Origin of the sequence: Paenibacillus sp. NRS-1760 (genome assembly GCF_050467785.1) — a bacterium.
In the GTDB taxonomy this organism is placed as follows: Bacteria; Bacillota; Bacilli; order Paenibacillales; family Paenibacillaceae; genus Pristimantibacillus.
This window is the reverse complement of the sequence record NZ_JBITPK010000021.1, coordinates 308,720-332,436: the sequence shown is the minus strand read 5'-3', so window position 1 is coordinate 332,436 and position 23,717 is coordinate 308,720. Positions and strand designations below refer to the sequence as shown.

At 39.8% G+C, this 23,717-nt stretch carries 18 protein-coding genes and 2 pseudogenes; 17 read left to right on the top strand and 3 right to left on the bottom strand.

The features are described from left to right. Window positions 1–159: 159 nt before the first annotated feature. The 4 genes from ACIFSR_RS29670 to avs4 all read left to right on the top strand — a co-directional run bounded on the left by ACIFSR_RS29670 (window position 160) and on the right by avs4 (window position 9,089). A complete protein-coding gene (locus tag ACIFSR_RS29670; RefSeq protein WP_430062122.1) occupies window positions 160–1,635 on the top strand; it encodes a recombinase family protein in 1,476 nt (491 codons plus the stop codon). A gap of 416 nt (window positions 1,636–2,051) precedes the next feature. Further along, window positions 2,052–3,194 carry a YaaC family protein gene (locus ACIFSR_RS29665; protein ID WP_430062119.1) on the top strand — a complete coding sequence of 381 codons (1,143 nt, stop codon included), beginning with the start codon at window positions 2,052–2,054 and terminating at the stop codon, window positions 3,192–3,194. A 201-nt stretch (window positions 3,195–3,395) separates the two neighbouring features. After that, on the top strand, window positions 3,396–4,073 hold the full coding sequence (locus ACIFSR_RS29660) for a hypothetical protein (RefSeq protein ID WP_430062116.1): 678 nt from the start codon (window positions 3,396–3,398) through the stop codon (window positions 4,071–4,073). 321 nt (window positions 4,074–4,394) lie between these two features. Beyond that, window positions 4,395–9,089 (top strand): AVAST type 4 anti-phage nuclease Avs4, encoded by a 4,695-nt coding sequence (avs4, locus tag ACIFSR_RS29655; protein ID WP_430062113.1) that lies wholly within the window; start codon window positions 4,395–4,397, stop codon window positions 9,087–9,089. 89 nt (window positions 9,090–9,178) lie between these two features. On the opposite strand, the pseudogene ACIFSR_RS29650 reads toward avs4, so the two are convergent. Together ACIFSR_RS29650 and ACIFSR_RS29645 are read right to left on the bottom strand one after the other, a co-directional pair. Next, window positions 9,179–9,703 (bottom strand): annotated as a pseudogene (locus ACIFSR_RS29650) (IS1634 family transposase); the annotation flags it as partial. Between the two features lie 109 nt (window positions 9,704–9,812). Further along, window positions 9,813–10,784: a hypothetical protein gene (locus ACIFSR_RS29645; RefSeq protein ID WP_430062110.1), complete on the bottom strand. Its 972-nt coding sequence runs from the start codon at window positions 10,782–10,784 to the stop codon at window positions 9,813–9,815. 167 nt (window positions 10,785–10,951) lie between these two features. Here ACIFSR_RS29645 and ACIFSR_RS29640 point away from each other — a divergent pair, with 167 nt between their 5' ends. The 8 genes and pseudogenes from ACIFSR_RS29640 (at window position 10,952) to ACIFSR_RS29605 (ending at window position 16,530) form a co-directional block, all read left to right on the top strand. Further along, the gene (locus ACIFSR_RS29640) at window positions 10,952–11,266 is read left to right on the top strand and encodes a hypothetical protein (protein WP_430062107.1); all 315 of its coding nucleotides are present in this window, start codon (window positions 10,952–10,954) and stop codon (window positions 11,264–11,266) included. Then, entirely contained in the window at window positions 11,266–12,336 is a 1,071-nt protein-coding gene (locus ACIFSR_RS29635) for a cell division protein FtsK (RefSeq protein WP_430062104.1), read from the top strand. The genes ACIFSR_RS29640 and ACIFSR_RS29635 overlap by 1 nt, the downstream gene beginning before the upstream one ends. Continuing rightward, window positions 12,337–12,933 carry a hypothetical protein gene (locus ACIFSR_RS29630; protein ID WP_430062101.1) on the top strand — a complete coding sequence of 199 codons (597 nt, stop codon included), beginning with the start codon at window positions 12,337–12,339 and terminating at the stop codon, window positions 12,931–12,933. Between the two features lie 178 nt (window positions 12,934–13,111). Continuing rightward, on the top strand, window positions 13,112–13,291 hold the full coding sequence (locus ACIFSR_RS29625; protein WP_430062098.1) for a hypothetical protein: 180 nt from the start codon (window positions 13,112–13,114) through the stop codon (window positions 13,289–13,291). A gap of 89 nt (window positions 13,292–13,380) precedes the next feature. Further along, complete coding sequence (locus tag ACIFSR_RS29620) at window positions 13,381–14,346, top strand: hypothetical protein (RefSeq protein ID WP_430062095.1); 966 nt, start codon at window positions 13,381–13,383, stop codon at window positions 14,344–14,346. A 72-nt stretch (window positions 14,347–14,418) separates the two neighbouring features. Next, a complete protein-coding gene (locus tag ACIFSR_RS29615; protein WP_430062092.1) occupies window positions 14,419–14,562 on the top strand; it encodes a hypothetical protein in 144 nt (47 codons plus the stop codon). A gap of 25 nt (window positions 14,563–14,587) precedes the next feature. Continuing rightward, window positions 14,588–14,938, top strand: a pseudogene (locus ACIFSR_RS29610) (manganese catalase family protein); the annotation flags it as partial. A gap of 635 nt (window positions 14,939–15,573) precedes the next feature. Beyond that, a complete protein-coding gene (locus ACIFSR_RS29605) occupies window positions 15,574–16,530 on the top strand; it encodes a Gfo/Idh/MocA family protein (protein ID WP_430062089.1) in 957 nt (318 codons plus the stop codon). On the opposite strand, the gene ACIFSR_RS29600 is transcribed toward ACIFSR_RS29605, so the two are convergent. Next, complete coding sequence (locus ACIFSR_RS29600) at window positions 16,527–17,441, bottom strand: AraC family transcriptional regulator (RefSeq protein ID WP_339208296.1); 915 nt, start codon at window positions 17,439–17,441, stop codon at window positions 16,527–16,529. The genes ACIFSR_RS29605 and ACIFSR_RS29600 overlap by 4 nt on opposite strands. A 116-nt stretch (window positions 17,442–17,557) precedes the next feature. Between ACIFSR_RS29600 and ACIFSR_RS29595 the strand changes: the two genes are divergently transcribed. The 5 genes from ACIFSR_RS29595 (at window position 17,558) to ACIFSR_RS29575 (ending at window position 23,711) form a co-directional block, all read left to right on the top strand. Beyond that, a complete protein-coding gene (locus ACIFSR_RS29595) occupies window positions 17,558–18,859 on the top strand; it encodes a neutral/alkaline non-lysosomal ceramidase N-terminal domain-containing protein (protein WP_430062085.1) in 1,302 nt (433 codons plus the stop codon). Between the two features lie 4 nt (window positions 18,860–18,863). After that, window positions 18,864–20,060 carry a DegT/DnrJ/EryC1/StrS family aminotransferase gene (locus tag ACIFSR_RS29590; RefSeq protein ID WP_430062082.1) on the top strand — a complete coding sequence of 399 codons (1,197 nt, stop codon included), beginning with the start codon at window positions 18,864–18,866 and terminating at the stop codon, window positions 20,058–20,060. Window positions 20,061–20,211: 151 nt separating this feature from the next. Continuing rightward, the gene (locus tag ACIFSR_RS29585; protein WP_339208301.1) at window positions 20,212–21,819 is read left to right on the top strand and encodes an extracellular solute-binding protein; all 1,608 of its coding nucleotides are present in this window, start codon (window positions 20,212–20,214) and stop codon (window positions 21,817–21,819) included. Between the two features lie 109 nt (window positions 21,820–21,928). Then, entirely contained in the window at window positions 21,929–22,828 is a 900-nt protein-coding gene (locus tag ACIFSR_RS29580; RefSeq protein ID WP_339208302.1) for an ABC transporter permease, read from the top strand. A gap of 16 nt (window positions 22,829–22,844) precedes the next feature. Further along, entirely contained in the window at window positions 22,845–23,711 is an 867-nt protein-coding gene (locus ACIFSR_RS29575) for a carbohydrate ABC transporter permease (RefSeq protein WP_339208303.1), read from the top strand. Window positions 23,712–23,717 lie beyond the last annotated feature (6 nt).

Sequence of the window (23,717 nt, the reverse complement as noted above, 5' to 3'; positions counted from 1 at the left end):
CTGTGTATAGGAAAATCATCACTGTTAAATACAATGTACCAACGAATTTGCGCACCCTGAGATTATTGCAACCATGATTTACAAACAAACAAAAGCTTAATTGCAACAAAGGTGATATACTCTTCTCAGGGATAATATACCATGAGGGGATGGAATAGCATGGCGATAAAGAGGGTGGCAATCTATTGCAGAAAAAGCCGCGAAGCCGATGATAAGACAACTGCATCTATAGATGGACAAGCTAATTCTCTAATAGAACTATGTGAAAAGTGCGGGTATGAGTATGATTTGTACAGTGAGACAGGATCGTCTCAAGAATGGGATCGTCCAGAGTTCCAGAAGCTTCTGTCCAAAATCAAGCACTATGAATACGATGCCATCGTTTGCACCGAACAATCTCGTTTGACTCGGAATACCAAACATTACGAGGAAGTCAAGGAAATCATGATCAAGTCGGGTTGTATTCTTGTTACTCCAACATCGATGACGGACTATACCAATGAAGATCAAATGTTCAGCGGCGACATTATTGCCCTGATTGAAAAACGGGAATGGCAAACCACTAGAAAGCGTCTTATGAGGGGTTCAAGAGAATCGGCAAAGAAGGGCAACTGGATGGGCAAAAAAGTTCCATTAGGATATCAATACAATCGTGATACCAAGAACCTTGAGATTGTTCCTGAGGATGCCGAGATCATTGTGCGCATGTTCAATGAGTATGTATCAGGAAAGTCTACCACAACTATAGCATACGACTTCACCAATGCAGGGATTACTACCATGCAATGGAGTTCATCTTCAGTGGCACGAATGATTTCCAACATTGTTTATGCTGGACACTCTTCATACGGACGCACCAAGCAGTATAAACAAGATGGAAAGCGTGTAACAGAACGGACTTCAACGGAAGATCAAATCTTGATTAAAGATGCCCATAAACCAATTGTTCCTCAAGATTTGTTTGATATGGCACAGAGAATCAGAAACGAGCGAAACTCTCGACCTGCTGCTTTGAAAATTGGGAAACATATATTTTCTGGTCTAGTACGTTGTGGGGGATGTGGTAGTATTCATTCTTTTCAAACCGCACATGGTAAGAAGAGAATTACAAGTTGCACGACACGGACATACAAAGATGATGGAACTTATATTGTATGTACAAATGGCGGGGTATACGTTGATGACTTCAAAACTCTTTTCCATGAATATTTTGCTCAATATGTCGATCAGCTTGAACAATACGCCCACCTCATGACAGATGATGAGATACAGAATTTTGATGAAGAGATTAAGCGTAGAGAAAAGCAGATCGAGAAGCTAAACAAGGATATTAAACGAGTACAGCAAGGATTCGTTATGGAAATCTTCACACCAGATGAGGCTCGAAAGCAAATTGCATCCTATAAGGAGCAGATCGCAACACTGGAGGAACAGATCGGCACGATGACAGCAGAGAACAATATATCAGAACACGATAAAGTTTCCGCCCGGCTTGAAAACATGAAACGTTTTCTAATTCATGGCGATAACATTCCAGAAAATGAAGCAAATGATATTCTGCGTGAATTTATTGATACGATCATCTACACTAAGGACGGAAATGAGATTAATTTGAAAATCATAATGAAGGAATAAGAAAGTTTCTGGATAATTACCAGTGAGCATTGCTCTGCAAAAATAACAGTTAGAAGCCTGGGGCTGCTCTCAACCACAGGCTTTTATCATTTACTTAATTCACTAAATATTTCGGTCAAAAGAGCCACCACTCCGGTGTTTAGAGTGCCACTCGTCCGAAAAAAAAGCGGCTTCTCCGTTAGCGAGAGCCACCATAACCCCGCTAAACTAACGGGTAGATTTACTCAATACAAAGACAATCTATTTATAAATAAAAGGGAAGTCTAAAGGCTTATCGAATATATAACAGGATATGTAACTGCAACTGCGAACTTCGTAAATAAGCAGTTATAGGAAATTGGCGCGAAAGATATTAAACCATCGACAATCTATGATATCATATTCCATATATTTACTATGGAAATGAGGTTAATACTTTGACTATTAACAATAGAACGATATCTATTTTGAGAGAAAACATTTCTAAGAATTCTTCTGATATCAAAGAATTAAAAGGGAGAATCAAAGTCAAAGAGAAGAGACCTTCAATAAAAAACAGCAAGTCAGAAATTACGGTAAGAAAAGCTATTATTAATCCTGACTTTTCTAATAAAACGGTGTTAACTGACTCTACTTGGCATTATGTCGAACTCTTTTTAAGAGAAAAGAAAGATAAGGAAGCTCTTAATTATTGGTATCAAGCGGAGAATTTTTTTAAAGCTACACAATCATTGGATATGCTTTCAAAGCCATTAACTACGTATTATTGCTTTCTGAATGCAACTAAAGCATTACTTACATTTCATCACGTCAATTATGATTTGCAACATGGAGTATCAGGTGAAAGATTACCTGGGAAGATAAATATTCAAAATGAAAAGATATCTATACATCCAAAAGGCGTATTATCTGGACTTTGTAATTATTTAAAGGAAACAATTCAAACACCTAAAGAAAATTATACTTTGAAAGATATTTTATATAATTTAGAGTACATTCATCGGGCATATATCATGACATATTCAAATCAATCTGAACTATATATTCCTTTAGATGATTTAAGATTCGTACATGACAAAGATAGAAAAGAAGGATGGCTTGAGGTTATTTTAGAGCCTCAAGATTCAAATAAATCAGGACTTTCCAAAATTACTGGATTTAGCATAGATAATTATTATAATAACTCCGAGTTTTATGTACTAAGAAGAAATAAGACTTTTATTTGGGATGCTCCTAGAAACAATCCGACTTTAAGTAGTTTGAACAGTTTTAAGCGTTATTATTTAAATAATAGAAAGAATTTAAGATATATTTTCAGCCCAAACAAGCTATGGTACTTAAAGAGAAGTAATCTAGCTAACGGGATTATTGACAAAGGGACTTTGCCACTTACTTTCGCTGCTATGCATCGTCTTAGCGAAATGTCACGTTATGATCCAAATACTTTAGATAAACATCTATCTAGTTCTTCAGGTTGGTTGATTTCAGAGTTTATCACTAAATCTGCATTTCAATTTATTGATATGATTTCTTCCGAAATAACTGGCGATGATTTCCGTGTTACAGGGTTTAGAACTTAATAATATGATTGTAATTCGAGAAGGCGCCAACATCCTATAACACCATATTCACGCTTCGGGGCATTCGCCCCTCGGTCCGGCAGGAGTTAGATGTGGATTCGGAGAGGCATTTCAGTAGCAGGGAAGCAGATTCAGCCGGACACATCCCACCACCTAACCGCATCGCGGCCGCCACTTCGTGGCTTAAGGTGGTAGGACGTCGTGAATACAAGAACGTTAGGCGAAATCCTAGAAAGGAATGAATTTATGACATTTCAAGAAGTTTTGAATACCATCACGGCAGTTATTACATCTATTGGAGGAGCAAGTTTAGTCATCGTGGGCATCTCGAGTTGGCTTGGAAAGGTTTGGGCAAATAGAATTTTAGAGAAGGATAGACTTCGTTACACAAAGACCCTTGAAGAAATAAGACTTGGATATTCGAAAGATCTTGAAGAAAAGAAGGCAGAGTTAGAAAAATCAAATACATTATTTTTTAGATACTCTGAACATCAATTCAATTTATATACCGATCTCTATCGTTCACTATACGATCTTAAGGTAGCCGCTGACTACCTTTGGGAAATAGCAGAATTTAATAGGTTAAGAGACTTCTCGGAACAACTTAATAATACAATGACTATTGTTAATAAGAGCATTTTATTAATCGAAGATGATCATTATATTCAATTAACTAGCCTCTTAGAGGAATTTGCGAATTATAAAATCGGTAAAACCGAATTAATAAAATTTAGAAATATGAATATGCACAATCGGCCTATGCAAACAGAAGAAATATCAATAGTAATAAATAATAATCAGATAATAAAAACTAGATACACTGAGTTAATTCAAGAGATTGGTAAACAATTCAAAAGACAAATGAAGCTTGGGGGTTGATCTGAACGGACTTCGCCTAACACCATGTTCACGCTTCGGGCCATTCGGCCCTCTGTCCGGCAGAAGTTAGATGATGTTTCGGGGATGCAATTAGCAGTAGCAGGGGAGTAGATTCAGCCGGACACATCCCACCACCTAACCGCATCGCGGACGCCCTTCGGGCTTAAGGTGGTGGGACGTCGTGAACACAAGAACGTTGTGCGAAAGGCAGAGCACCAAGACAATGAAGTAAATTGAATTTTGATAGAAGAATTCCTAATCCCCGCCCCAAGGCGCCCGCCGTCCGTGGCGGGCTAGTACATACAAGGAAGGTGCAAATAAATGAGTTGGAAAATTTTTGGTGTAAAATACGACAATCGAGAGACGTGGGCATTTGAACAAATGTCTTATTTGCTTTTCTGTGCAGAGTTTAATAATCGAATTGGAATATTTCGCTATAAAAACCAAACAGGAATTGAGACAGAGACAATTGAAAAAGAAGGAAAATATTATGGTTTTCAATCCAAATATTACACAACCTCAATCGCTGACAACAAAGATGACATTATAGATTCAATCAAGAAAGCCAAAAATAAAAACAAACACTTAGACGAATTACTTCTATACATCAACAAAGAACTTTCCGAAAGCACCACTAAAAGCAAAAAGAAACCTCAATACCAACTAGACATTGAGAAAGCCGCAAAGACAGAAGGAATTAATATTCAATGGCGAGTTCCAAGTCATTTTGAACTACAATTGTCTTTGCCAGACAACAAATACATCAATGACATTTTTTTCAGCCTTGACCCAAACGAAGGAGATTTACTTGATGAAATTTATAAACACAACGAGAATATATTACATGCAATTCAAACAGAAATATCCTTTGGAGACAAACAAATTAAAATTGACCGAACTTCTGTTGTTGAAGCAATAGCAAATACTTCTCAAAAGAAAAAAAACATAATTATCTCAGGGGAAGGCGGATGCGGTAAAACCTCAATTTTGAAGGAGTTTTATAATGCTTATTTTAACAAAATACCAATTTGTATTTTTAAAGCAAATGAACTTAATGCTAATCACATTAACGACATATTTCACTTTGACCACAAATTTACATTTTCACAGTTTCTCAATGCTTACAAAGATGAACCACTTAAAATATTTGTAATTGATTCCGCAGAAAAACTCGCAGAGATTTCTAACAACGACATTCTCACTACGCTAATACAAAAGTTAAAAGAGAGTGCTTGGATTATCATCTTTACTACACGCTACGCATATCTTAACGATTTAGTTTTTCACATCAAGGAGAATTATCAGTTGCCATTTGACGTGAATGACGTTTCTTTGATTGGTGCGGATGAACTAAAATCTATAGCAGATGAATTCAATTTCTCACTTCCCGACAATCAAAAATTCTTAGAACGACTTAGAAACTTGTTTTATCTAAGAGAGTATGTTCAACAGTATTTAAACATTGACAAACAAGGAAACTATAATGGATTTATTGACTTGCTTTGGAAAAAGAGAATACAAAATACTGTTCAAAAAGACAACCTTCATCTTGAAAGAGAAAGGTGTATTATCACCATTGTCAAACAAAGATGTGAAACAGGACGATTTTATATTAACGCAGATAGTTTGCCACAATCAGCATTGTTTCAATTAAAGCAAGACGAAATACTTGGATATGACGACACGCATAACGGATATTTCATTACTCATGACATTTATGAAGAATGGACATTGGACAAAATAGTTTCCCGCAGTTTTTCAAATTATTCGAACACAAAAGAATTTTTTGTCGACTTAGGAAATTCATTGCCTATTCGCAGAGCATTTAGATTGTGGTTATCTGACCATTTATCTGAAAACAGTAAAGAAATAGAAAGTTTTATTCAGGGTGCATTCACAAACGTCGAGGTAACACAATTTTGGAAAGATGAAATTTTAGTTTCTGTTTTATTGTCGGATTATTCAGATACATTTTTTAAATTTTTCGAAAAGGAAATCATTGCAAATGATTTTTTAGTACTAAAACGAATTTTGTTCCTACTAAGAATTGCTTGCACTGATATTTCAGCAATTGAAAATATTGAAATTATAAAACCTAAAGGCAAAGGTTGGGAAGCGGTAATCACCCTTATTTACAAACATAAATCTGACTTTTTTGATAGCAATCTTAAACTTACTTTATCAGTTTTAACCGATTGGTGTGACTTCAACAAAACAGGAGAAACAACAAGATACGCAGGCTTATTAGCACTGAGTGTAATTCAAAAAACTGAAACTAAAGAAAACTACTATATGCATGAAGTTGGAGAAGAAAATATATTGAAAGTGGTTTTCAATGCAGCCAATGAACTAAAATCAGAACTAAAAGAAACATTTGACAAAGTCGTTTCTAATAAATGGACTGAACACAGAAACCCATACGAAGGACTTTGCTCTAAAATTTTAGAGAAACCATATATAGCAACTGAATTAATTAAAACACTTCCGCTATCGGTTATCCAATTGTGTGATTTGTTTTGGCAAAAGCAGCCGAAAAAGCAAGATAGATTTGGATATGATAGAGACACAATGGAAAGTAGATATGGCTTAGCAGGAAAGCAAGAATTCAATTATTTTCCTTCAAGCGCTAATCAAACACCAATAAAATGGTTATTACAAATAGAATTCTACAAAACGCTTGATTTTATCATAGATTTTACGAATAGGGCTGTTGAATCTTATAGTAAATCTGATTATGGAAAAGAAGATGTCGTACAAGTTACATTACATATTAATGAAACGGCGGAAGTATCACAGTATTTGAGTGGTGCTATATGGAGTATGTATCGTGGCAACGGAAGCCCTGTTGTTCCAAACGTATTGCAGTCAATACATATGGCATTAGAAAAAACTCTTCTTGATTTTTCACAATTCTTAAATTCTGAAATAATTCAGGATATACTTCTACGAATTCTAAATCAATCAAAATCAGCTTCTCTTACTTCTATAGTTTGTAGCGTTGTGCTTGCAAATCCTGATAAGTTTTATGATGTTGCTTTGATATTATTCAAAACAATAGAATTTTTTCATTTGGACACTTCCAGATGCACAAATGAGTACCATACGAAATCACTGTATTCAATAGGATATGGAATGGATAAAATCAGAGATATTTTATACACAGATGAAAGATCGAAAACTTGCGAGGATAAACATAGAAATTCAAATTTAGAATCACTGTTTTTAAATTATCAGTTTTTTGGCGTGAAAGGTTTTACAGAGGAACAAAATACTGAATTCATCGAAAAGTTGTATGGGATAATTGACCAACATAAATCAAACACTTTAACAAGTAAGTCTTACGGAATTTTGTTGGCAAGAATGGACAGACGAAATTTAAAACCAAAAGTATCAAAACATGACGACGACCATGTACAAATAGAATTTAGTCCCATAGAGCTTTCTGATGAACTTAAAAAGGAAAGTGAAGAAGCCTTAAATCAATACCAAGATGTTTTTAAATATTCTTCGCTAAGAGTGTGGGCAGATTTTTTGGCTGGTGCAAGAAATCAAACTAAAACCACAAAACAAGAGGAATATGACAACAATCCTCTTTTAGCATTATCCGAAACAAAACAACTTGTTGAAGAACTGAAAGATGGACGAAACGGAATAGGTATGTTTGATTATTCCATACCTGCGTTTTCGTGTTCTAAATTATTACTTGAGCACAAAGACAAACTATCAAAAGAAGATAAGGCTTTTTGCAAAGAAATAGTTCTTGCAACCATATCTAATCTTTTTGCAGATGATTATGGCTATCAAATAAGTGACGGAGTTGAAGCAGCTGTCCATGCAATTCCAGCATTAGTAATTGAAAATCCAGAAGAAACAGAAGATTATGTTTCGATAATGGTTTTGGCACTTTTAGATGAAACACCAATTGGGCATTACAAGAGAATATGTGACTACGTTATTGAATCAATTCACAAATCAAAATTATGGGAACAAGATTCAAAAGTTGCCCAATCAATTTTGTTTGGTCATATAAAATTCAAACCTATTTATAAAAATATCATTGCTGAAATAAGGAAAGAAAAAGGTTGGGGACGAATTTCTAAAAGTTCAATTTTTGAAAGGTTAGGCAAGATAAATGACGATTTCACTTTTGAAAATATATCATTTGATATAGCTAATATTGCCTCACTTGATATTCATGACATGGAAATAGTTCTTCAATTAATTCCTTCTGAGACGAAAGATAAAATTCACTTAGACATTTATACGCAATCGTTGCCTTCATTAGCTTCACAGTTATTAAAAGACAGAAGAAGTTACAATGATGATTCGGGTGACGACTCTAACATTTACTTGTTACGTAAACATATTTTCAAAAATTTTGCTTATTTCATTTTACAAAGAGAAAAAAGTGAAATTGATGTATTTCTAAAACCATTTGTCGATTCGTTTTCTTCAACAGAAGAAACGGCTTCATTTATTGAAGAATTAGTAATTGCGGAAGATTACCTAAACAATCATGAACAATTTTGGCATATTTGGAACATCCTATATCCAAAAATAAAAGAACTATGTTCAAATCCACGTGGCTATCATTTAAAAGAAATCATAATAAATTACTTGTTCGCATGGCGTTGGTGGCGTGAAGGAATTGAAGAGTGGCATAGCTTAAAAAAGGAAAATTTGACTCTCTATAATAGCGCTTCTAAAGAAATTGGAAATATTCCATCTGTATTGTATTCTATTGTAAAAATATTGAATTCAATCGGAAGCAATTTTAAGGATGAAGGTATTGAGTGGCTTCATACAATTGTATCGAATAACAAGTCCTTAAATCTTGATGATTTAGAATCAAATACCTTATACTATTTGGAAATGTTTTTGAGAAAATATATCTTCATTAATAGAGAAAAAATCAAAGAAGAAATAAGATTGAAAAACAAGATTATTCCGATTCTTGATTTCATGATTGAACGAGGTTCTATACATGGATATTTATTAAGAGAAAGTATCTTATGAAGCGACCACCGGGAGCGGAGCATATATGCGCTGTTGTGCTATCCGCCGGCAAGTTGCACGAGTGGTGCGGGCAATTGCGCAAATCCACCCAGGGACATCTTGGCCGAAATCAAGAACTTCAAGTGTGCCTTATAAAGCGTGTTGATGTTGCTTTCGCTGTAGAAGCCGCGTTCCATCACCAGCTTGACCTTAGAAAACCCGTATGTAGAGAAATCAGAGAGTAAATTCGTGATGGTCTTCGCGTCAGGATGTTCCCCGCCAGCTTGCGGTAATAGAACGGCAGGTTGGAGGTCTCTTCAAACACCAACGCCAAGTTCAGCTGCGCGAGTTGATCACCTTCTTTATTCCGTCCGTATTGAACTTGGCGCAATCCCTCAGAATAGCTGGAGATAGAGGTGATGTCATAAGATGTCATAAGCCCAATATTCTTTGTCCACTCGCCGCTTTCCTTGCAAGCGGAAGAACTGGCTTTTGGCTTCTTCGGTAATTGAAGCGAATATTTCGCTACTTCGTTGGGAGGAGATATTGTCTCCAAAAGGGTGCTTATGTAAGTGGCTCCATTTTACGAAGCGGTACAGTGGATTTTTATCCTCAAGGATCAGGTAGTAGACGATCCAGGTTTAATCTTGCAAACTGTTTAGTGTGATGACAAACCGTGATTCTTAAGGAACAAAATTGGATTGGTGATGGTGTAGAATTATTTCAATCTACATCATCACCATTTTATTTACCGCTAAAATTGTATTTGTTAATCACCTCAAGCTCTATCGCTTGCACTCTTTTTAATTCTGTAATGTATGCCAAGGAAGACTCCACCAACAGTTTTAGCATATGTTCATCTAATGTCCATGGCTCACCTTTCATTTCTTTAGCTATCAAAGTCCCAAATTTCTTATAATCAGAAATAATTATATTGCGAGCCCTTAATCCCAAGGAATCCTCGTTCGGAACATATTTCAGAAGAAATCTAGTTAAACCTGAGACAAAATTATTTAATTTCTTATCTAGTTTCTTCAAAGAATCCCCTTCTTGCATTATGAAATCTACAAACAAAATATGAATTTGATTTCCGCACTTATAGTAAAGAAACTCAATTGCGTTTTTTTGTATGCATTCATACTTCTCAAAAATATAATCCTCTTTAAGATTATAAAAATGAGAAGAGATACTTAATTGACTATTAGGAAATTTAGGAATTTCTATTTCACCAACCACAAACATTTGCCAGAATGAGTGATATTCAGCATACGGAACATAGTCAAATAGCAGGTTATTATATATTTCTTTTAAGTTGTTATCGTCCCCATATAAAACATCAATAAGAAGTTTTTCAAATAAGACTTTAGATAGGTCACTATTTTCAAAGTCTCCCCATAGTAATTTACGTTTATCTTTTTTAAATCCCAACTCCTTTGTTAAATGTACTAATAGTGATTCAGATATTAAATTTGGATTTTTCTTGGAATAGGCTTTCCCGCCTGCAATATTTTTGATAATAGAAAGGTCATATTTCCCGTATTTCTGTTGTTTATCTTCTTTACTATCTTCCACTAAGTCCTTCTTATGTCCAACATAGTCAGACATATTTTTATAACCTGCTAATTGGTAATACGTCAAATTTAACTCATCTTTTTTTGTATGTACTCTTTTCCCAATCTCAGAAAAAATGTAGTTTTTAGTTTCTATATAAATCATTACTACGCCTCCTAAGGTGGTAGAAATTGAATTGTATTATACCTATATAGTAACATACTATCTCCCCCTCTTTTTTAATATAAAATGAAGAAGTCAAAGGAATCGCGAGTCCAGAGATAAACAAATCTATGCAATATGTACTAGTCATATTGCAAAAGGAGACCTTTATGAAAACAAAAAATTCGCAAAACGCATACAACGAGAATACAGCAAAGCAGTATATTTCAGACGTCAAACCAATCATCAGTGTTTCATCTGAAGTAGAAACACAGTATAACTGGATTGATGGTAAACGAACGGATTTGGTAACAGGTTATAAACTTTTCTTCATTCAAGAGGGAGTTACCCCATTCGCTGTAAAATTTGAGAAGAAACCGTCCCTTCCACCGTTTCTTTCAGAAATCAAATTGGACAAGCTCGAAGCAATAGAAATTCGCTCAAATGTGTATTTTCGTGCAGAAGGGGTACGGAGTGTTAAATAATGAAAAACTCAGAACTTGAAGGATACTTGCTCCAAGCTCTGAACATGGCATTGCAGCTAAATGGTGAGACTTCTTACACCAACTCGTTTGATGTAAGGGTAGCGGACGAAGGCTTTTACTTCGTCCCTCGCCTCCCAGCAAGCTTTGTCGTTGATAATGAGCTTTATCAAAAAATATACCTTATTAGTAATGCAGTTCTATACCCTGATTTTACCTTATTAAAGCAAGCAGGTGCCTATTTTGTTCCATTAAAGACAGATGATATTCATGTGAAACGTGCTCTTTTCTTTCCGTGGATGAAGGGTATTTCCAAACGGTTGATTATTCAGGAAATAGACGAATTTGTAGCAAATTTACCAGTAAACAAAGTGCCCGTCATGGAAAATTTCGAGTTCGATCTAAACAAAGTTACAAGTATTGCTATCGCAGGGAATTCGGGTTCTGGCAAGTCCTATGTGTTGACATATTTTTTATGTGTATTGAAAAAGAGTTCAAGGCTCGTAATTATTGATCCGAAATTTGATATGCCTAGCAGGTGGGGAAGGGAAAACCATGTCAAAGTCATAGCGCCAAGTGATAACAGGAACAAAAATGATTTTGTTTCAAGTGTGAATGCAGAGCTTAGCCAGTGCTTGGAGCTGATTCATCAACGGCAACAGGTGCTATACAATAACCCACAAGCCGAATTTGAGCACTATACGGTGGTAATTGACGAGGTTCTTGCATTGAGTGATGGTGTGGCAAAGCCGATTAAGGAAGCTTTCTTTAGTCTATTGTCTCAAATGTCATTGCTTGGCAGAGCTTCAAAGGTTCATTTGCTACTGGTATCACAGAGATTTGATAACAATGCGATTCCTATTTCGTGTAGAGAGCAACTCAATGTGTTGATTCAGGTTGGAAATATTAATTCCAAGACAACACAATTTCTATTTCCCGACCTGTCACTTGAGGGGATAGTCATACCACAAGGAATTGGAACGGGACTGATACAGGTTATTGACTCCGAGCACCCATTTCAAATTGTTCCATTACTAACACCAACATTTAATGATTTGAAAGGAATAATGTAGATGAAAAAAACAGGTAAATCATTCTTCATTCGGACGTTCCATATTAACGGATTTCTATTATTTATTTCATTGATACTCTTCTTAGTTCGAGTTCCGTTCAAAATGATAGAAAGTTTTTTGCACAATGAAACAAGTTCATTCCTGACAGAATACTCAGAAATAATGTCTAAAGTATTGGGGTCAATTTCCAATACATTGGATGGGATGATTGTGCTATCTGTCGCAACTTTGCTGATACTGGTAGTTCCTGAATTGGTAACAAGGATTGTTCAGGACTCATTAGCAAATTGGTTCTATTCAATATGGGTTAGCTTCCGTTTGAGGAAATTTCTAATAAAACAGGCAGACCATGAAGGTGAAGGAATTTTTAAGCTTCAACAGCATAATAAAGCAATCCGAAAATCTATCATTGATGTTAGGGGAAAGAAAATCACTTATATTATCAAGTTGCCAAATGGTGTTCAAGCACAAAAACTTATCTTAGAAACAAAAGAAATTCTTCGAGAAGAAATATCAAGTCGCTTTCCAGATTACACTTTCTCGAATTTTGAGCGGTACAAACACTGGCTGAGGATTGAAGGAACAAAAATTAGATAAAGAATAGCGGAGCTTTTGCCTGCCTTGGGCAGAAGCAAAGGTACTCCGTTATTCTTGATAGATGGTGGAAAAAGATATTCCACCGGGTTACTACGACCGCCGTGGGATCAATAATCGAGGAAAATGAACTATGGAAAAGAAAAAAGAGCAGAGAAGCAATAAAGTTGGTTGGAGTGGTGTGGGCTGGTTGGCCTTGAACGGCGGGATAGCACAGCCTGTCAGGGTTCCGATGGTTGGCGATATGAAGAAGCTGGACAGAGAAATTTATGACAATCTCGCCAAGTCATTGGGGCGTGTGGGGCTAACGGTGGCAAGGTGCGAAGCACAAGCGCGCAGAGCCGATAGACACACACGCTGAGCCACCTCACGATGTAGGATTGCCATAGGCTAGTATTACCCTATGGCAACTACTGTCGCAAGTAGCAAACAGACATAATTAGCAAAATGGTGGTGAAGATCATCAAGGACACTCAGTCGAGAAAGTGGCTTATAACGATTAACAATCCGTTAGAAAAGGGAGCAAGCCAAGAACAAATCATTGAGACTATGAAAAATTTCAAATCTTGTGTTTATTATTGCATCGGTGATGAAAATGGGAATGAAGAGCAGACGCATCATACCCATCTATTCATGGTTGCTTCATCACCGATTAGATTCAGCACAGTCAAGAATAACTTTCCAACTGCTCATATTGATATGAGTCGTGGCACCAGTCAAGAGAATCGAGACTATGTGTTTAAGGAAGGTAAATGGTCAGTTGACGAAAAAGCAGACACCCGAATCATGAACACTCAATATGAGTGGGGCGAGATGCCAATTGAACGTCAGGGGGCTAGAACCGATCTCGCTGACTTGTACGAAATGATTAAGGACGGAAAGACCAACTACGAAATCATGGAGGAAAATCCAGATTATTTATTACGCTTGAGTGATATTGAACGAGCAAGAACGGTCATCAAAACAGAAGAGTATCGTAATACGTGGAGAGATGTCGAGATAACGTATATTTACGGTAAAACGGCATTGGGAAAGACTCGATCTATTATGGAGCAATATGGTTACCAGAACGTGTATAGGGTAACGGATTATTTGCACCCTTTCGATGGTTACAATTCCCAAGATATTATATTGTTCGACGAGTATGATGGACAATTTAGAATTCAAGAAATGCTGAATTACTTAGACGGTTATCCGCTCGAACTACGTTGTCGGTACGCAAACAAAGTAGCCTGTTACACGAAAGTATATATTGTTTCTAACAGTGGACTATTAGAACAATACAAGAGAGCGAAAGAACAAGCCAATAACACATGGCATGCATGGCTTAGGCGCATTGGAAAAGTAATTGTGTACACGGATGTTGGAGTGTTCGAAGAACTTAAGATAAGTGAATATTTAGATAAATATAGATGAGGTGATGATATTAAGCCCTAGATGAATAGGACAAATCTTGACATTCATAGAAATAAGGCAGAGGTGATGCTAATGCCGAAGACGGAAACGATGATGGGGCAACCATTGACCTTCGAGAAGACGATTGACGGCAAGGGTAGTGTACAGGTATTCGGAAAACTTGATCTTGATAAATTCATACAACGGTTATTATCCTCGAAAGCTCTAGTCAAATAGGGCTATTTTTTTGTGCAATTTAGAAATTGTCTACAAGCTGACAAAAGATGCAACGCCAGAACAGCTTAAGGCTGCAGGTCTAGGTGCTCATTATGTAGCTCATGACAGCGCCTTGTTTTATTAGAATGCAGGAGGAGTACCGTTTACGGCCGCCTATATTCAAGCCAAAGGCGATCCGATCGCGGATCTATACGAGGATAGAGCGGCGGAGGAGAAGGCTAGGGCGACGTATCAGTGGCTAATTGATATAACGGATGACGTGGATCTACAGGATAGCTTGAAATATTTGCGGGAGCGGGAGATTGTGCATTCACTGCGGTTCCGTGAAGCGGTGGAAATACTTAAGGATAAGCGGGATGAGAAGATTTTTTATTAGAGGGAACCTCTCTGCAGGATGCTGCGGGGAGGTTTTTATTTGTCTGTTGACAAGGAAAACGATACGCAAGAGCAATATTGACTATCCATAAACTACGTTGATAATAATGAGGTTGCTCTTTATATTGATTTTGCCGGTACGGAAAAGAGTTTTAAACTCAGGGAGGAATTGATAAATTCTGGGCGAGTCGTAAAGGTGCAAGGGGAGGTGTACTCTAAAGAGTATGGTCGAAACGGCTCGCTAAAAAATACATTATCACTGTATATACCTTAGTGAAATGGCGGCAACTATTTGAACTAAATGTAAGAGAAGGTTTGGAAATTCGAACATGCCAGGACTTTGGAAAAGTGATGGAGGAGCAATTTCTTAGCTTACTCGTATACGTAGCTGAACAAGAGAGGAAAATGCTATGCGGGAGGGAGCTGCCAATGCTAGAGTGCTTGTTCGGAGAGCAGTTCTGTCGTTTTAGCTGTCGTTCGTTCATAAATCATAAACAATGCCAAGGGGCTCTCTTTTTCTATATTTTAATAAGGCCTTTTTGGATTATCAGAATTGTCTGCTTGCGTAATAATTTTGACCATCCTTTTTAATAGATTTCATTAAAATGAAGTAGAAATAAGAGGAGGATGGTAGGCATGAACGTCGGATTAATTGGGTGCGGCGCGATGGGAAGAGTATACGTTGATCGTTTGATGAGGATGAAGGGAGTACAGGTAACGGCAGTCTGCCATCCCGAGTGGGCGAAAGCAGCTTCGTTAGCAGAGTTTTCGCAGGCAAGAATCTATACATCTTACAGCGAAATGATCACACGTCCGGATATCGATATCATCTGCGTGACTTTGCCGACTTACTTGCATAAGGAATATGTGCAGCTGGCTCTAGGGGCTGGAAAACATGTGATCTGCGAGAAACCGCTATCACTTACCGAGGAGGATTGCTGGGAATTAATAGAGACAAGCCGGGCAAAAGGTGTTAAATTGTGTGTCGCCCATGTCGTTAGATTTTTTCCGGAATATAAGGATGCCCGCCTGCGGCTGCAATCAGGGGAAGTTGGAGCGGTTAAGTCCGTGCGTACTATAAGAGCAAGTCTAACGCCAGCGGAGAACAGCTGGTTTCTGGATAAGCGAAAAAGCGGCGGTGTTGTGTTTGACCTTATGATCCATGATATCGATTACGTGCTTTGGCTTCTTGGAGATCAAATTACGCAAATAAGAGCTAAAATTGTAGCTCTCGAAGGTAGGGAGCAAGCGTTGGCATGGCTCTATTATGCTGACGGTACTAAGGTTAGCTTAGAGGCTGTTTGGGGGGCGACTGACTTTCATGCCGGGTTTGATATAACGGGAGAACAGATGGTTCTTAGTTCAAACGGCTTCAATGAGGATATTGTGAGCGATAATAAGGTGGTTCAGAACCATTCACCGGATCGAGGTGTGATCATACCTGAAAAGTCAGAGCTTGAAGACCCCTATTATTTCCAGCTGTCAAGCTTTATTCAGGCAATCGAGATGAATAGTCCGCTTCCTATAACGGCGGAAGAAGCTTGTTCCGCCGTTAGAATTGCAAATCGGATAGTGAGGTGCATTGAATCTTAATCCTTTGAAGCATCGAATTGAGGGGAGGAGGTTACTGGCTCCCTTAAGTGCTTTAGCCGATATTCGCGTGGTGATACTCCTTCGATTTTCATAAAGACCCTGGAGAAGGTGCGAAAGGATTGAAAGCCAGCTTCCAAGGAGGCATCCAGTATAGACATGCTTGTGTTCAGCAGAAGGCCGGTAGCTCTCCTAATCCGAAGGCTGTGCAAATATTGAAGGAACGTTGTTCCCATTACTTCCTTGAACGCTAGACTAATGGCGGAGACGCTGGTATCGAATTGGCTGGAGAGCATTTCAAGGGATAAGTCGTTAATATAGTGGGTATTCACGTATTGAATAACATTCCATATCAACTTTTTATTGCGGTAATTGGAGCTTGGCGGCGTGAGATTATTTCTTCTTTGATGAGCGCGGAAATAGATAATCAGGGCTTCGATCAGTTTGCTGCGAATATACGAATTTTTAGCCAGCTTGTCTTCTTGGTATTCTAGCCGCATTTTTTCAAGGCAGGCTCTCATTTCGGCATAAGGGTGTGAATCGAGATCTAAATAGGATGTGGATCCGTCATTCGTTCCTAAAATGATCGTGCCGAATTCCGCCTCCATTGTGGATCCAAACAGCAGGCTTATATCGAACATGCAACAAATCACTTCTACTCCAGTATCATCGCAAAATATTTCGTGCATATCATGGGGGCGTAAAAAAGTGACTGTTCCTGGTTGAAGTTTATGCGGACTCCCGTTTATGAATTCGGTTCCGGTTCCGCTAACGACGAGGGATAGTTCGAGCACATCATGGTGGTGCAAAGCATAATGCTTATGGAGCGTATGCGTTGTAACTACGCACGAAAACTTGCGACTCACTGCTCCAGATAAAGACAGAACATCTTCATATTCCGGAAACATTACCATGTCGATTTACCCCCCGATTTCTTCACTGTTTTCTTTTTATTGACCAGGTAAATAAAAAAAATGACCGAATTCTTTATGAAATGTATTATAACATAGAAATCGAAAGGAGTGATTCTGTGGAACTTCAATTGAGTGTCGGTACAGCCAAAGTCGATATCACTCCACCATTCGCTTTGCCGCTCGCTGGATTTGCCAGCCGGAACAATCGAAACTTCGAGAACATCGATAGCCGCTTGTACTTGCGAACGTTTTATTTCCAACAACACTCTACGGATGGTTCAAAGTTACAGTCGCTGCTCTTGTCTGCCGATATTCTGTTCTGGTCGGAAGAACTGGCTGATCAACTGCGCATGCGAATTGAGCGGCAGTGGGGAATCAAGGTGGACGCCATTATTCTACATGCCACCCATACGCACTCCGGTCCGGCCATTTCAATGCGAACAATTGGGATAGGAGAGCCTGATCCGAATTACCTCGTTTTTTTGGAACAAGCGGTAATGCAGAGTGTGGAACAGGCAGTAGGCGATGCCGAGCCTGTGAACATACAGATGGGAAAAGGCATATCCGAAATCGGCGTAAATCGCAGGAAGAAGAATGGGGACCAAATTGTGTTGTCTCCTAACCCCGAAGGAGTGACCGATCCTGAGCTAAGGGTATACGTCTTTACTACTCTCTCAGGGAAGAAGAAGGGGGTGCTAACCCACTTTGCCTGTCATCCAACGTTAACGGATCGCAATTCGGTATCCTCTGAATTTTGTGGTTACGCGATGGAACGGCTGGAGAACCGTTACGACTCCTTGACGGTATGCGCTTATCTTCAAGGCTGCGGCGGCGATATTAATCCCGTTAAGCCTAATGTTGCCGAAAGCAATCAGGATGTCATTTCCATCGTAGGACAAAGATTTGCTGACGATGTAGATGCGATCCTATCTGGAGAACTTGAATGGCTTGAACCCAATGTGTTGTCTAGTAGGCGGTCGATTGCAGTACTCCCCTTTGCAGAAATACCTACGAAGGATAAGCTGCAGCGAGTCGTGGATGAATCGGCTTCAGCCGACGTCCGCAAGTGGGCTCAAAGTTTCTTGGAGCAACCCGACAAGCTCAGGAAGCAATTCCGATTTGAAATAACAAAGCTAGAAATAGCCGAAGGGTTAACATTCATAGCTATGAATGGCGAAATGGTCGTGGAATACGGCTTGTTCTTGAAAAGCTGCTCCCCGGTCCTAGTCCCTCTGGCTTATAGCAATGGAATGATCGGATATATTACAACCGCTAATCAGCTGCAGGAAGGCGGATATGAGCCGATTGAATCCGTCACTTATTTCGGCCTTCCTTGTCCCTTCGACCAGGCTGTTGAAGCGGAAGTGAAAAAACAACTTATGGCTATTATCGATGAGCCAAAAAACGAGGAGGAGTAACAGCATGCAGAAGTTAAGATTAGCAATAGATGGTGGAAGCCCGATAAGAACGCACCCATTTCCCAAGTGGCCGATATTCGGAGACTTGGAAGAAAAGCTTATGTTGGAGGCCGTTAGATCGGGGAACTGGGGAGGTGTGGATCCAGATAAAATCAAATTATTTGAGGAAAAATTTGCCTGTCTGCAGGATGCGAAATACGCCGTAACAGTCAACAATGGCACAATTGCCATTAGCATTGCTTTACTGGCTGCAGGTGTAGATGCCGGCGATGAGGTTATCATGCCCCCTTATACGTTCATTGCTACCGCTACCGCAGCATTATTGATTGGCGCTATTCCAGTATTTGTGGATGTAGATGAGTCCATGCTGATCGATCCGGACAAAATAGAAGCAGCGATCACTCCAGCTACCAAGGCGATTATCGCAGTGCATATTGCCGGTGCTCCAGCCAACATGACACGCTTGCGGCAAATTGCGATGACAAATAAACTAGCTTTAATTGAAGATGCCGCGCAGGCAGTAGGAGCCAAATGGGAAGACCAAGGGGTAGGAGCTCTAGGTGATCTGGGTACCTTCAGTCTCCAATCCAGTAAAAATCTCAATAGCGGTGAGGGCGGAGTCATTGTGAGCAACGATGAGGAATTAGCCGATCATGTCTGGTCAATTCATAACTGCGGTCGTGTTCGCAACGGTAGATGGTATCAGCACGAGCGCATTGGCTGGAACTTCAGGTTCAGTGAGGTGCAAGCTGCGCTTGCGCTTGCACAGTTGAGCAGAGTGGAAGAACAGATGGAAATTCGCCAGCTCAGCGCAAATCATTTGGATGGACTCTTGCAACAAATTGAAGGAATCCAGCCCGTGAAGTATGATAGCAGGATTACGAAGCATGCGAACCATCTTTATATGTTCAAGCTGGATAGAGACATTACAGACAGAATTGTTAAAGAAGATTTTATCCGCAAGTTGAATGCAGAGGGTATACCGGCAACGGCAGGTTACGTCCCACTTAACAAGAATTCCGCCATTATCGATCGAATCCACAAGCTGGTTGGAGAAGTTAGGACTAACAGCTGTCCGGTAGCAGAAAAAGCCGCCGAACTTGAATTGCTCTGGTTACACCAGAACGTTCTTCTTGGATCCGAGAGAGATATGGAAGATATTGCGAATGGTATCAACAAAGTAATTCAATCCTATTTATAGAGCAATAGATTTATAAGTGAGTGCAGGCTTCGCAGTATACGGTCTAGTTTCAAAGGATTGGTCAAATGCTTTGAAGGATCGCGACCTCAGGCAGTTGACCGCCTTGCAAACATAAATAATGAACCACACTAGACGAGAGGGGTATCACTAAATGAAGAAAATTTGGGTTATCGTCATCGCATTAGCACTCATTCTTTCCGCGTGTTCTAGTAAGGGAAACAAAGGAAACGAGCTCAGTCCGAATAGTGAAGGGAAAGAAAGCACCGATAGTAATAATGAAAGCGGTACCAAAAACCCGGATTCGGGCAATAAATCCATAAAGGTACTGCTTTCCCATGCAGAAGCGGAGTATGCCAAAACTGTAAAAGCAGAAGATTCCTATATCAAAGAATTAAACAAGTTATCGGGTTACAATCTCAGTTTTGATTTTCTTGGACATTCAGACTACGATCAACAGCTCTCTCTGCGTTTTGTTTCTGGGGAATTGGCTGATTTGGTCCGGACGCCCAGTATCGATTCTACCATTCATAAGGATGCGGTTGAACAGGGTATCTTCAAAGAATTAGGTTCCTTGATTGATCAGTACGGTCCAAACCTCAAAAAACGCATTCCCGAAACCGCATGGAACAGTCCACGTGTACAAAAGGACGGGAAAATTTACGGCATTCCAGTTCTTGTCGGAACGGCAAACGACAGAATCGGTTTTATCCGCCAGGATTGGCTCGACAAACTTAACCTAAAGCAACCGGAAACGATTGACGAGTGGCTCAACTATTTCGAGCAGGTTAAGGTTCAGGATGTGAACGGAAATGGTGATCCGGACGACGAATACGGCTATACGATGTTTGAGGGAGTGGGATGGAGCTCGATGTTCTTCGGATCGTTTGGTGTTGATCCCGGAACCTGGCACATGCAGGATGGCAAGCTAATTCCTGATATGATCAGCCCTAAGATGAAGGAAGCAATTGAATTTTATAGAATGCTATATGAGAAAGGTTATGTCAATCGTGATTTGTTCACGAAGAAGGAAGCGGATTTCCGCGCAGATATTTATAACGGCAAGTCGGGAAGCTTTGCTGCCGCTGTCTATCAATACACACCAGACTTCAGTGCAACCAATGCACCGAAGAAGTTTGTCAACGAGCCGGACAAGGTCGAAATCTCGATGGTTGCTCCACCGGCGGGACCTAGAGGCGAAAGAGGCTTGGGACCCGTGTCCGACGGCATTTATTTCGTATGGGTGATTCCTGACAAAGTTAAAAATCCCGAAGAAATCATCAAGTATCTCGATTGGGCATGGAGTGATCCGGAGGCTGATAAGTTTTTCGCCTATGGAATTGAGGGCTCCAACTATACCGACGAAGGCGGAGAGCTCAAATATGATGTTTCGGCTCCCGTGAATGCGGACAAAAATGCGTTCCAAATGTTCCAATTGTCCATCAACCCCCGTGAAATCGGGTTCAACAACGATCTGGTATTAAAAACGCTGCCGGAATCGGAAAAGATAATTGCAGGCTATAAGCTCTCGGCGGATATTGCAATGCCGCATGATAGTCTGTATATGCCGCCGCTTGTCACCTTCCAGAATAACCCGGAGATATCGACTTGGGGAACGATGTTCGTCGAGATGTTCTCCAAGATCATGACGGGAAGTCAACCGATCGATGCCTTTGACAAATTTGTTGCGGACTGGAATAAACGCGGCGGAGATAAAGCAATTGATGAAGCAACGCAATGGTATAATGCGTTCCATAAATAACGATAATCGTGGATTGCGCTGCATGCCTCATGCATGCAGCGTGGTTCGCGAATGATCAGTAAAGCTGAAAAAGCATGTTGGCCATCCACAAGAATCGGCAGGTGATGTTATGAATAGGCGGTTAGTTTTACGCGACAAATGGATTCTCATCTTGTTCGCTTTGCCTGGATTGCTCTATTTTTTAATATTCAAATACGTTCCACTACTTGGCAATGTCATTGCCTTTCAGGACTATAACATCTTCAAAGGAATTTTACACAGCCCGTGGGTTGGCTTTGCTCAATTCAGGCGGATGTTCGGTTTCGAAGATTTTTATGAAGTGTTTCGCAACTCGGCGAAGCTTGGCGTCTATTCGCTGTTGTTCGGTTTCCCTGCACCGATCATCTTAGCGTTGCTGCTGAATGAACTGAAATCGATGGCGTTTAAGAGAATCGTACAAACTGTTGTCTACATGCCTCACTTCTTGTCATGGGTTATCGTCGGATCAATCTTCATTAATCTACTTTCTTACGATGGCATTATTAATACAATAGCTAGTCAAATGGGTATAGAAAAGATTGACTATGTAACGCAAGGAAACACTTTTATAGCCGTACTGATATCCACTGGAATCTGGAAAGAGGTTGGGTGGGGCACCATTCTCTATCTGGCGGCACTATCCGGAATTAATCCGAATTTCTACGAAGCTGCCATGGTTGACGGCGCCAGCAGATGGAGACAAATGTGGAGCATTACACTGCCCTTATTGATGCCGACGATGGTTGTCGTACTGCTTCTCTCGATTGGGCATATTTTGGACGCGAATGTAGAGCAGGTGCTGATTTTCCTGAATCCGCTAGTTAGGGATGTTGGAGAAGTGTTCGATACGTATGTATATACTTTCGGTTTGGTAGGCGGCCAGTACAGCTATACGACAGCAATTGCCTTATTTAAAGCCGTGGTAGGCATTGTACTTGTATTCGGGCTGAATGCGCTCAGTCGTAAAACAACCGGAGAGAGCCTTTACTAACTTAGGAGGTGGAATCGTGCGTAAACTTATTGCTTTTCAAGCCCTTTTGGTCACTATTTTGACCGCTCTAAGCTTAATCATGTTGGCTCCGTTAATTCACATCCTGTCGGTTTCCTTAAGTTCACCGCTTTATGCACAGGCTAAGTTAGTCTATTTCTGGCCCAAAGGACTGCAGTTTGCCGTTTACAAAAAAATAATTTCGATGGATGAAATGTGGAGGGCGATGGGCGTCAGTGTCTACATTACCATTGTCGGCACGTTAATTACACTGGCTCTCACGTCCATGATTGCTTTCGCGCTCTCTAGAACGACCATGCCAGGTCGAACGTGGATTATGCGGCTCATTGTACTTACTTTTATTTTACCCGCACCACTTATACCGGGCTTTCTGCTTGTCAAATCTCTCCATATGCTCGATACGCTCTGGTCATTGATGATACCGGGAGCAACAAGCGCCTTTTATGTGATCATAATGCGAACCTTTTTCCGGAATGTTTCCGGAGAGCTGTTCGATGCCGCGAAGATGGACGGCTGCAGCGAGGCGGGCATCTATTTCCGTATCGTGCTGCCCTTATCGACGGCTGTTATTGCCACCATCGGTCTCTTCCATGCCGTTTATCAATGGAACACTTACTTTTCCGCACTTGTTTTCATCAGGGACAAGACACTCTATCCTTTGCAGGTGCTGTTGCAGAACCTAGTCGCTAAGAAAGGTTTGAACAACTTCATGGGGGAGGTACAGTTCGAACTAAATATGCCTGTTACGCCAGAAATGATGAGCGCAGGTATTATTATTTTTGCTACGGTGCCAATTCTGGTCGTCTACCCGTTCCTGCAAAGATATTTTGTCAAAGGCGCAATGCTGGGATCGCTTAAAGAATAATAGAGG

What these genes read in the sequence shown, in the direction of transcription:
- ACIFSR_RS29670 (WP_430062122.1), top strand. Translation starts at nt 160, where the DNA reads ATGGCGATAAAGAGGGTGGCAATCTATTGCAGAAAAAGCCGCGAAGCC.
- avs4 (WP_430062113.1), top strand. Translation starts at nt 4,395, where the DNA reads ATGAGTTGGAAAATTTTTGGTGTAAAATACGACAATCGAGAGACGTGG.
- ACIFSR_RS29645 (WP_430062110.1), bottom strand. Translation starts at nt 10,784, where the DNA reads ATGATTTATATAGAAACTAAAAACTACATTTTTTCTGAGATTGGGAAA.
- ACIFSR_RS29640 (WP_430062107.1), top strand. Translation starts at nt 10,952, where the DNA reads ATGAAAACAAAAAATTCGCAAAACGCATACAACGAGAATACAGCAAAG.
- ACIFSR_RS29635 (WP_430062104.1), top strand. Translation starts at nt 11,266, where the DNA reads ATGAAAAACTCAGAACTTGAAGGATACTTGCTCCAAGCTCTGAACATG.
- ACIFSR_RS29630 (WP_430062101.1), top strand. Translation starts at nt 12,337, where the DNA reads ATGAAAAAAACAGGTAAATCATTCTTCATTCGGACGTTCCATATTAAC.
- ACIFSR_RS29615 (WP_430062092.1), top strand. Translation starts at nt 14,419, where the DNA reads ATGCCGAAGACGGAAACGATGATGGGGCAACCATTGACCTTCGAGAAG.
- ACIFSR_RS29605 (WP_430062089.1), top strand. Translation starts at nt 15,574, where the DNA reads ATGAACGTCGGATTAATTGGGTGCGGCGCGATGGGAAGAGTATACGTT.
- ACIFSR_RS29600 (WP_339208296.1), bottom strand. Translation starts at nt 17,441, where the DNA reads ATGGTAATGTTTCCGGAATATGAAGATGTTCTGTCTTTATCTGGAGCA.
- ACIFSR_RS29590 (WP_430062082.1), top strand. Translation starts at nt 18,864, where the DNA reads ATGCAGAAGTTAAGATTAGCAATAGATGGTGGAAGCCCGATAAGAACG.
- ACIFSR_RS29585 (WP_339208301.1), top strand. Translation starts at nt 20,212, where the DNA reads ATGAAGAAAATTTGGGTTATCGTCATCGCATTAGCACTCATTCTTTCC.
- ACIFSR_RS29580 (WP_339208302.1), top strand. Translation starts at nt 21,929, where the DNA reads ATGAATAGGCGGTTAGTTTTACGCGACAAATGGATTCTCATCTTGTTC.